9 protein-coding genes are annotated in these 10,312 nt (G+C 54.6%); all 9 read left to right on the forward strand.

The features are described from left to right. The first annotated feature begins 32 nt into the window (after positions 1-32). The 9 genes from ACJA3I_RS02910 (at position 33) to ACJA3I_RS02950 (ending at position 10,289) form a co-directional block, all read left to right on the forward strand. A complete protein-coding gene (locus ACJA3I_RS02910) occupies positions 33-1,088 on the forward strand; it encodes a type IV pilus twitching motility protein PilT (protein ID WP_458863273.1) in 1,056 nt (351 codons plus the stop codon). A 92-nt stretch (positions 1,089-1,180) separates the two neighbouring features. Next, positions 1,181-2,398 (forward strand): type II secretion system F family protein, encoded by a 1,218-nt coding sequence (locus tag ACJA3I_RS02915; RefSeq protein WP_458863274.1) that lies wholly within the window; start codon positions 1,181-1,183, stop codon positions 2,396-2,398. A 91-nt stretch (positions 2,399-2,489) separates the two neighbouring features. Next, entirely contained in the window at positions 2,490-2,894 is a 405-nt protein-coding gene (locus ACJA3I_RS02920; protein WP_458863275.1) for a prepilin-type N-terminal cleavage/methylation domain-containing protein, read from the forward strand. A 503-nt stretch (positions 2,895-3,397) separates the two neighbouring features. Further along, positions 3,398-5,092, forward strand: coding sequence for a pilus assembly protein PilM (pilM, locus tag ACJA3I_RS02925; RefSeq protein WP_458863276.1), 1,695 nt, complete (start codon positions 3,398-3,400; stop codon positions 5,090-5,092). A gap of 15 nt (positions 5,093-5,107) precedes the next feature. After that, a complete protein-coding gene (locus ACJA3I_RS02930; protein WP_458863277.1) occupies positions 5,108-5,764 on the forward strand; it encodes a hypothetical protein in 657 nt (218 codons plus the stop codon). A 35-nt stretch (positions 5,765-5,799) separates the two neighbouring features. Beyond that, the gene (locus ACJA3I_RS02935; RefSeq protein ID WP_458863278.1) at positions 5,800-7,029 is read left to right on the forward strand and encodes a prepilin-type N-terminal cleavage/methylation domain-containing protein; all 1,230 of its coding nucleotides are present in this window, start codon (positions 5,800-5,802) and stop codon (positions 7,027-7,029) included. A 67-nt stretch (positions 7,030-7,096) separates the two neighbouring features. Then, complete coding sequence (locus tag ACJA3I_RS02940; protein WP_458863279.1) at positions 7,097-9,193, forward strand: hypothetical protein; 2,097 nt, start codon at positions 7,097-7,099, stop codon at positions 9,191-9,193. 20 nt (positions 9,194-9,213) lie between these two features. After that, complete coding sequence (locus ACJA3I_RS02945) at positions 9,214-9,711, forward strand: pilus assembly FimT family protein (protein ID WP_458863280.1); 498 nt, start codon at positions 9,214-9,216, stop codon at positions 9,709-9,711. An 11-nt stretch (positions 9,712-9,722) separates the two neighbouring features. Further along, positions 9,723-10,289, forward strand: coding sequence for a PilW family protein (locus tag ACJA3I_RS02950; protein ID WP_458863281.1), 567 nt, complete (start codon positions 9,723-9,725; stop codon positions 10,287-10,289). The last annotated feature ends 23 nt before the right edge of the window (positions 10,290-10,312 follow it).

The raw sequence follows: 10,312 nt of genomic DNA on the forward strand, positions 1-10,312 counted from the left end.
CCCGCCCTGAGGAGGGGGCCGTATATCCTATCATGCAAACCTTTCGTGAATTGATCGATCTTGCAATGGGGGCCAAAGCCTCTGATATGCATTTAACGGCGGGCATCGAACCCACAGCCCGTGTCAACGGCGAATTGATTCAGCTTACCGATAACAAGCTGATGCCCGACGATGTGCGGGAAGTTGCCGAAAGCATTATGGATACGCACCAGAAAGCAACGCTGAAAGAGCTTGGCGAAGTGGATTTCGCCTATTCAACCCCCCAGGTGGGGCGCTTCCGCATCAATGTGTTTTATCAGCGCGGTTCCATGGCCATGGCGGTGCGCATTCTGAACCTCACCATCCCTTCGCCCGAAGAACTGGGCATTCCGCAATCGGTGGTTTCCATGTGCGATAAAAAGCGCGGGCTTGTTTTGGTAACGGGCGCCACGGGCAGCGGCAAATCCACCACGCTGGCTTCTTTAATCAATGTCATCAACAACAAATATAAACACCATATCATCACGCTGGAAGACCCCATAGAATATCTTCACCGCCACAAAAAATCCATCGTCAACCAGCGCGAAATGGGAACCGATTCCCGCGATTATGCTTCGGCCCTGCGCGCCGCGCTGAGGCAGGATCCCGATGTGATTCTGGTTGGCGAAATGCGCGATCTTGAAACCATCTCCACGGCGGTGACAGCCGCCGAAACGGGCCATCTGGTGTTTTCCACCCTGCATACCGTGGGCGCGGCCAACACCATCGACCGCATTATCGATGTTTTCCCGCCCTATCAGCAGCAGCAGATCCGCGCGCAGCTGGCCGATGTTCTGGAATGCGTCGTTTCGCAGCAGCTCATCCCCAAAAAATCAGGCAAAGGGCGCAAAGCCGCCATCGAAGTGATGCTGGCCAACAGCGCCGTGCGCAACCATATCCGCGAAGGAAAGACCTTCCAGATCCCCACCGTGATGCAGACCAACCGCAAACAGGGCATGGTCACCATGGATGACGCTCTGCTGGAACTGATGGAACACGGCGAGATCAGCCGCGAAAACGCGCTGGCTTTCGCCCAAGACCGTCAGGCGCTTCTGAAAAGGCTGATCTGACCCGCTCGGCGGGTCACCGGAGAAGCCTCGCCGCCGCGCGGCAGCGGGTTTTCCCCAAAAGAAAAGGCGGCTTTCCGCTGAGGAGTGATACTTTGGCTACTTACGCATATGTGTTATTGAATAACGAGGGCAAAGAGCAGAAAGGCACCTTGGAAGCGGCCGATATGGGTCAGGCTTCCGCCCAGCTGAAAAAGGATGGCGCCACGCTGATCTCGCTGAATGAAGCGGGGCTGCTGGCAAAAGATGTTCAGCTGAGTTTTATGGAAAAAAAGCCTAAGCCACGCGATATGGCGGTTTTCTGCCGCCAGATCACCAGCATTTTAAGCGCGGGCGTGCCCGTGGCTTCGGCGCTGGATATGATGTCGGAACAGACCGATAACAAAATGCTTTCGGTGGCGGCGGCGGGATGCCGCACCGCCATCCAATCGGGTTCTTCGCTGGCCGATGCCATGCGCGATTATCCCAAAGTCTTCCCCGAGCTGTTCATCACCATGGTGGCGGCGGGCGAAGCTTCGGGCAGCCTTGAAGTGGCGTTTGCGCGCATGGGCGAACAGTTTGAAAAAGAAGAAAAACTGCGCAGCACCGTGAAAAAAGCATCGATCTATCCCATTGTGGTTTGCGTGGTGGCCGTTGCGGTGGTGATGCTGTTGCTCACCTTCGTCATCCCCACTTTCGAAGATATGCTGATGGATCTGGGCGTGGATCTGCCCGTGATCACAAAAATGGTCATCGGCGCCAGCCGGTTCATGCAAAAATGGTGGTATCTGGTTCTGGCCGTCATCGCGGGGCTGGTGTTTTATTTAAAACATTTCCGCAAAACCGAAGCGGGCCAGCGCACTTTCGGGCGCATCGGCTTAAAGCTTCCGCTTTTCGGCAAATTAACGGTGAAAACCGCGGCGGCGCGGATGTGCCGCACCATGAGCACCCTGCTGGCGGCGGGCATCCCGCTGATCGATGTCATCGAAATCACCGCCAACACCATGAGCAACTATTATTTCAAAGAGGCGCTGCTGGAAGCGAAAGACGATGTGGCCATGGGCGAACCGCTTTCGAAAATTCTGGCGCAGAACAAGCTTTTTCCGCCCACGGTTTATCACATGATGAACATCGGCGAAGAAACGGGCCGGCTGGAAGAAATGCTCAACAAGCTGGCGCAATATTATGATGAAGAAGTGGAAGCCGCTACAGCCCAGGTGATGGCGGCGCTGGAACCGATGATCATTATTGTTCTGGCGGTTATCATCGGTACTATCGTTCTGGCGGTGGTCATGCCTATGGGCGCCATGTATCAGGGGCTTGATAATCTGTAAGCACCATTCAAAACATTGAAACCTGCGGCTGTTTTAGGGGAGCGGCCGGGTTTGATAGAAAAAGAAAGAAAAAAAGAGAGGACGATTCCAAATGAAAAAGCGTTTGAATAAAAAAGGCTTTACACTGGTCGAACTGATCATCGTTATCGCGATCATCGCCATTTTGGCCGCTGTTCTGGCACCTCAGTATATCAAATATGTTGAAAAATCCCGTAGAGCAAATGACCTGCAAATGGCTGACAGCCTTCTGTCTGAAGTAAACATTGCTTTGACAGATGCGGCAGATGCAGGAACTGCTATTACCGCAGGGAAAATTACAGTTAGCGATGCTTCCGTAGCAGATACAGGAACTTTAGTAGCTTATATCACAGGTGCCGGAAAAATCGATGCAAAATTCAATGATGCACGCGTAAAAAACACCAAGGGTGACCCGGGCAAAACATTTGTGATTACATATGATACAGAAAAAGTTACCAAGACAGAGTGGACAAAGTAATTACCCAAAATCCTTAAACTCGCATTAATCGGTGGTTCCGACGCGGCAAGCGGCTCCCGTTCAATTTCCCCTAAATTGAGGCGGTGGCGGCGCGGCCGAACCGAAAAATACATCCACCGCAAAATTTAAGCCTTCGGGCTTGATTAGCTGCTGAGCCGCCCTGCGCCTCGGCATAGCTTGCGGCGTCGCAGCCCGACGATCGCGCAGGAAGCTTCGCCGGGGAACGGCCAAAGCCGTTGCCCCGGCGCGCTTCTGTTGCCCCATATGGGGCGGTTTTTTCATCGGTGCAGCAAAAAACAAGAAAACTTCCACCGCAAACTAAAATTGAAAACATCGCGGCGAACCCGCCGCGTTGCCATAAAACGGGGCGCCCGCCGGAATTTTCGGGGGCATCACGCCAAAAGCCGCCGCGCGGCATCCGCCCTTGAAAACGGGCGGGCAAAACAGAAACAAGCCCACCGCCCGAAGCTTTTTTGGCGGTGAATAAGAGGGGGACCATCGCTATGGCCGCAAAAATGTTAAGCATCGAGATCGGTGACCGCTTGGTGAAAGTATGCCAATCGGTGAAAAAGGGCAAAAGCTATCAGATCACCGATAGTTTTATGTTCCAAACACCGGGGCAAAGCGTTTCAGACGGGCAGATCTTGGATGATAAGCTGCTGGGGCAGCATTTAAAGCAAAACCTTGTGGCGCATGGCGCTTCAGAAGTGAAAAACACCACCTTTGTGCTTTCTTCTTCCAAGGTGGCCAGCCGCGAAGTGTTTTTGCCGCCCATGAAAGAAAACCTCATCAAATCGGTGATCGAAACCAATGCTTCCGAATATTTCCCCGTGGATATGAGCAATTATCAGGTCACTTTCAGCCTGCTTGAAAAAGTAACTTCCCCCGAAGCGGGCCTGCGCGTTTTGGTGACCGCCGCGCCGAAAACCATGCTGGGCGGCTATTTAAGGCTGGCCGAACAGGCGGGTCTGGCCGTGGAAGCCATCGATTATTGCGGCAACAGCCAATATCAGGTGCTGCGCGGGATGCCGGGCAACGACACCGTGATGTATGTGGATGTGAGCATCAGCAACACCATCGTCACCATGATGCGCAGCGGCATTCTGCTGCTGCAGCGCAACTTCGGTTTCGGCGGCGATGAAATGATTTCGGCCGTGATGCGCGCGGGCGAAATGGAAGATAACGAATATCTGGAAGCGCTGAAAAAATGTGAAAACGAAGACACCGTGAACCTGATCCTGGGGGAGGGGCAGGGCGAAAACAGCCTGACCCGTTTGCTCAACGGCATCGTGCGCAGCGCCGATTTCTTCAAATCGAATAACGCCGACGCCACGGTGGATAAAGTGGTTCTCATGGGCACCTGCTGCAAACTGGCGGGGCTTCAAAAGATGGTGCGCGAGCAGATGAACAAAGAAACCATCTTGCTGCATGATGTATCGGGCGTTGAATTTGTGGCCAATTCGGCCGATGCGGTCTCTACTTATATTTCCTGCATCGGCGCGCTGGTGGAACCGCTGGCGCTTGTGCCCACAGAGATGATGCAAAAACGCCGCGCCGCCGCGGCAAGGGCCAAAAAAGACCCCAATTCCATCAAGACCGGCGTGATCGTCTGCGCCGTTTGCGCGGGGCTGGCGGTGATCTTATCGGCGGGTTCGGTGATCGGTTATCTGCGGGCCGAGCACCAAAAACAAACCATGCAGGCACGCATGGAAAAACTGGCGGATTCCGAAAAAACCTATCAGACCTATGTCAGCTACCGGCAGATGCAGCAGGATCTGACCATGGTGGGCGATTATGCCAAAACCCCCAATGCCCAGCTGACCGCCTTTTTCGATGAGCTTGAGATCAAAATGCCTTCTTCCATCCTCATCCTTTCGGCCACCTGTGATGCGCAGGGCGTTTCGATGAACATCACGGTTCCCGGGCTGGAAGAAGCGGCCAATGTGATTTCGCAGCTGCGCTCGTTTGAAAGCATCCAAAGCATTCTGGTGGGCACCATCACCGAGACCCCCAACGATGCGGGGGTGCGCACAGCTTCGTTCTCGCTGAGCGCCGCCTATGTGGGCCAGACCACCGAAGCAAACGCCCGGACAGGCACAGCCGCCGAAAACAAAAACCAGACAGGCACCACCGCCGCTAAAACCGAAACCGGCACCACGGGGCAGACCACCGAGACCCCCGCAAAAACCGCGAAATAAGGGAGGAAACCGGTTATGAAAGTATCGAAAAGAGATATTAAGCTGCTGTTGATCCTGGGCGGTCTGTTATCGTTTTTGCTGTTATATTTCTGTGTTTTCACCCCGTTTCAAGAAAAAACAGACACGGTGAAACAAGAGATCGCCACCATGGAACCGCAGCTGGCCGAAATGGAGCTGCATTATAAAAAGCTCGCCACTTATGAACAGGGCGTCAAAGAAGCCCGCAGCGGCATCGACGACGAGCTGAAGCGTTACCCCACCAAAATTGAAAACGAAGATTTTTTATCTTATCTGATGGATTGGGAAAAGAAGATCGGGTTCAATATCGACAGCGTTGCTTTTGATGAACCCGGGCTGCTCAACCAGTTTTCCTGCGTGGTGGATCAAAACGGCGAAGACCTGACAACACAGGTTTCGGCCTATCGCACAGGCGTTACCGCCGCGGGCGAGATCACCTATCCCCAGATGAAAGAAGCCATCGATTATTTTTATGCCAGCCCCGAAAACACGGCGCTGGATAGCGTGAGCGTGAGCTTCAACGCCGAAACAGGCCTTCTCACGGGCAGCTTCGGCATTTCGAAATATTACATCGGCTGGCAGGATGCGCCTTATGCGCCCAAGCCGCTGCCTTATGTGAGCAAAGGCGTGGCCGATCCCTTTGGAACCACCTGATCGGCTGAAAGGAAAGAAGAAAGGAGGCGGCAGCCATGAAAAAACAGCTTTTGGCCAATAAAAAAGGCGCGACCCTTGTGGAACTTTTGATCGGCATCGTGATTTTGGGCATCATCGTGGGGCCGCTTCTGCATACTTTTGTTTCTTCGGCGGGCACAGCCGCCAAAAGCGGCAGGATGGGCGACGCCACGCTGGCCGCCCAGAATATCGCCGAAACGCTGGAAACCACCGATCTTTCGGGCCTTCTGGCCAACCCCGCCTCTGTTTTGGGGGGCGCGACATCTGCTTATTATGATTATGACAGCGCGGCGAAAACTTATACGGCGCGCGCCCAGGCCCCCGTTTTGGGGCAGGATCGCTACCATATCGGTGTGACGGGCCTTTCGGCGGGCGGCAGCGGTTTTCGCGCCATGATCTCGCTGGAAGCCAGGGCCGACGCGGGCTATACCGCCATCAACGATGTGAAGCTGACGGAATATACCGCCATGGATGCGGTTTTTTCGCAATCGACCAACAATGAAGACAACCCCGACGCCATGGCGCAGGCCGCCTTCATCAACAAAGCCACCGTGGAAAGCGGCGGCAGCTATACCCCCGGCGCCAAAAGCCGCAAGATCGTGGTGGCTGCTTCCAAACGCGCCTCGAACCCCGAGCTGATGGATATGAAGCTGACTTATCTTTATGATTTCAACTATTCCTACAGCCGGACGGTTTATGATGATTTCGGCAAACCCACCGGCACGGAAACCGTTTCGGATGTTTATCACGATGAAATTTCTTATGCGCTGATGCCCAAGGGCTATCACCTCAGCGACGGCGAGCCTTCTGTCTATCTGCTTTATAACCCGTGGTATGGCTCGGGCATCACCGACCAGATCGTTATTGAAAACAAAGAAGATATCCCCATGCGGTTTTTCCTTGTGAAGCAAAAGACCGCGGGGCTGACAGAAGCCGAACTGACCGCCAAAGAAAACACCTATCGCGCCGAGATCCAGCTGCGTCATTCGGAAGGCGTGGCCGAAGAAAACGAAACCAAGCTGTTTTCCAACGCGGGCTATCATCTGGTCACAGACGCCGCTTTGGGCGGCGTGAAAAGCTGGATCTATTATGGCGATTTCAGCCGCAACAGCTATCGCTGCAGCGGTGAACTGGTTTCAAAAACGGCGCAAAACCGTTTTTATCAGGTGAAGATCGCGCTGTATCGCAATGAAGATGATTTTAACGCCGCGCCGCTGTATGTGGCGGAAACGACGCTGCTGCAATAAGAAAAACCTATTCGCAAACAAAGCTTTTGCCGCGGGCAGCGGCCCGATAAAAAGGGGAGAACGCCAAATGAAACAAAAATGGAAAAAAGCGCTTGAAATATTGCGCGGCAGGCAGGGTTCCAGCATCGTGCTGGTGATCGTTGCCATGCTGTTCGTTTCCATTTTGGGCGCGACGCTGCTTTATATGTCTTACACCGGCTTTATGGTGAAGGTGACACAGCGCCGGGGCGAAGAAAGCTTCTATGACGCATCCGACGCCATGAAAGAGGTGGAAGCCGGCATCCAGCAGGTGGTCACGGAATCCATCGCTTCGGCTTATAACAAAGTGCTGGTGCGCTATAGCGACCCCGATTTTGCCACCAATATGACCGACAGGTTTCAGGAACAGTTCCGCCAGGAAGTTTGGGGCTGGAAAAGCGCCGAGCAGGCACTTTTCACCTGGACAGGCTCTTCTTATCAATATCAGACCGCGGTGATGAAGGCGTTTCTCACCCATCCCGAGGGCGTGACCCTTGCCGCGGCAGAGGGAAAAAACCCCACCGCCGTTTATGACGCGGCGCATAAGCAGATCGTCATTCAAAATGTGAAAGTCACCTGCGACAACGCGAAAAGCGGCTTTGTGGGCACAGTGACCACCGATCTGACCATCGATATGCCCGATTTCTATTATGTGCTGTCGGAATATAATATTTCGGGCCTGCCCGAATTCGCCGTGGTGGCCAAAAAAGAACTCAAACAGGTGCGGGGCAACAGCCTGCTCAGCATCCAGGGCAGCGCTTATGCGGGCAGCATGAACATCGATGCCACCGGCAGTTCGCTGACCGTCACGGGCGGCAGCCTGATCTGCGGCGGGAATATGACCGTGAAAGGCGAAGGCTTTTCGGGCAGAAGCCGTATGACCGTGACCGACAGCGCCGCCATTTGGGCGAACCGCGTCAATGTGCTCACGGGGGGCAGCGTGGCTTTCGGCGGCAGCACTTATCTGGCCGATGACCTGGCGCTGGAAGGCAGCGGCAGCGCGGCCGTTTTGGGCGGCCAATATTACGGCTTCGGCGCCGACCTGGTGCATCCCGAAAAAAGCAGCGCCATTTTGGTCAACGGCCGCAACACAAAGCTCGATCTGACCGGCATCGATAAAATGATGCTGGCGGGGCAAAGCTTCGTCAACGGGCAAAACGGCGTGCTCAACAGCGATGTGATGATGGGGCAATCGATGGCCGTTAAAAGCGATCAGCGGGCCTATCTGATCCCCACGGAATATCTGATCGGCGAAACGCGCAACCCGGTGGTGCAAAGCGTTTCTCAGCCAAGCCCTTCCCCCGCCATCGACAGCGCCAAACAGCTTTGGAGCATCGGCGGAGAAAAGAAAACGCTGGCAAGCTATGGCGTTGCCATGAAGCCCGTGATCGTTGGGCTGGGCAGCGGCCAGAAAGCCACTTATTTCTTCATGCAGTTCGACACGCTGCAAAACGCCAACGCTTATTTCAAAGATTATTTCACGGTGAATAAAGATAAGATCACCGAATATCTCAGCCTCTATACCACCCTCAATTCCACGGTGGGCACCATGCAGACCAGCGGCTATTCGCTGACCAAAAACGATCAGGGCAGCTATGAGCTGCGCAGCGCCGTGGCGCGCGACAGCATCATCACCCCCGCTTCACAGCTGGAGACCATGTATCAACAGCTGAAGAAGACCCTGACCTCCACCCCCGAAGCCACCACCGCCGACAACCCCTATGATTATATCGTCAACGAAGAAAAGATCAAAACCGTTCTGCCGGTGGAAGGCCAGAAGCTGGAATTCACCGATGGCAGCGGCGATGTGGTGGCGCTGATCGTTCGCGGCAATTATACCATCGACAGTGAAACGCCCGCTAAAGTGCAGCTGATCCTCGCCACAGGCGATGTGGATGTGGAGCGGGATTTCAGCGGCCTCATCGTTTCGGGCGGCGTGATCGATATGAATCAATCCGTGCATGCCAGCGAGCGCGAAGTGGTTTCGGCGTTTGCTTCCGCCGCCACCCATGGCGGCACCGATTACCGGTTCAGCGAATTTCTGAATGTGGGCGTGGAAGACACCACCGACGCCGTGGGCGGCAAAGACACTTATAACTGGAAACTGGGCGAACTGGTGCGTTATAAGAACTGGACACAAAAATAACGAAAGGAGGGGCGGGCGCCTTGAAACATAAAAAAGGATTCACTTTGGTGGAACTGATCGTTGTGATCGCCATTTTGGGCATTCTGGCGGCCAGCACCTCTGTTTCGATCTCATTGATCTCGGGGCGCAAGGCCCGGCAGGCGGCGCATACCATCGATTCGCTGCTTTCCCAATGCCGCGTCAGCACCCTCAGCGGCGCGAAAAACCCTTATTTGAGCATCACCGAAACAGACGGGAAATATTATGCCGTTTATTATGAAAACGGCGTAAAGCGCGAAGAAGAAGAGCTGGGCGGCCAGCAGCTGGCCTGCGCTTTTCTGGCCGGCGCCGCGGAATATCAGATCAGCGATTCCCAGCCGCTCTGCTTGGCTTTCGACCGCAAAACGGGGGCTTTTCTGCCCCTCAAAAACACCCCCGGCTTCACCTGGAGCGGTGAAGAGACCTGCCGGGCGGTGATGGTGCAAAAATATACTATCGCTTTGACACCCTCTACGGGCTATCATCGCATCGAAGAATAGGGGGAAGCGGCATGAAGCGAATGAAAAACAATCGCGGTGGTTTCACCCTGGTGGAACTGATCGTGACCATCGCCATTATGGGGCTGGTGGCCATCGCGGTGACGGGGTTCATGGTCACCGGCGCAAAAAGCTACAGCACGGTCAGCTATACCCTGCGCCTGCAAATGGAATCGCAGTTGGCCATGACCCAGATGAAAGAGCAGATCGTCGATTGCAACGGCGGCATCTGCTGGGAACCCGACCGGAACGCTTTGACCGTTATCCACGAGCAAGAAGACGGCACACGCCGTCAGCGCATTTTTCGATATGACAGTGTGGATCAATGCATTTATTACGGCGAGGGAGATGAAAGCCTGACAGCCGATCAGGCGCAGGATCTTTTGGCAGAACATGTGACCCAGCTGGAAGTGAGCTTTGCCGGCGACACGGCGAAAGGCCATGTGAAATCTGCCGCCATCACCCTCACCATGAAACGCGGTCAGAAAGAATATCGGGGGAATCAGGTGATCGCGCTGAGAAATAAACCCCTGACAGCGGCCACGGCCGAAGAACTGAAACAGGCTCTGGCGGCGAAATGATCCGGAAAGGAACGGCGATAAGC

The organism is Acidaminobacterium chupaoyuni, from assembly GCF_047936785.1.
Lineage (GTDB): Bacteria > Bacillota > Clostridia > Oscillospirales > Butyricicoccaceae > Acidaminobacterium > Acidaminobacterium chupaoyuni.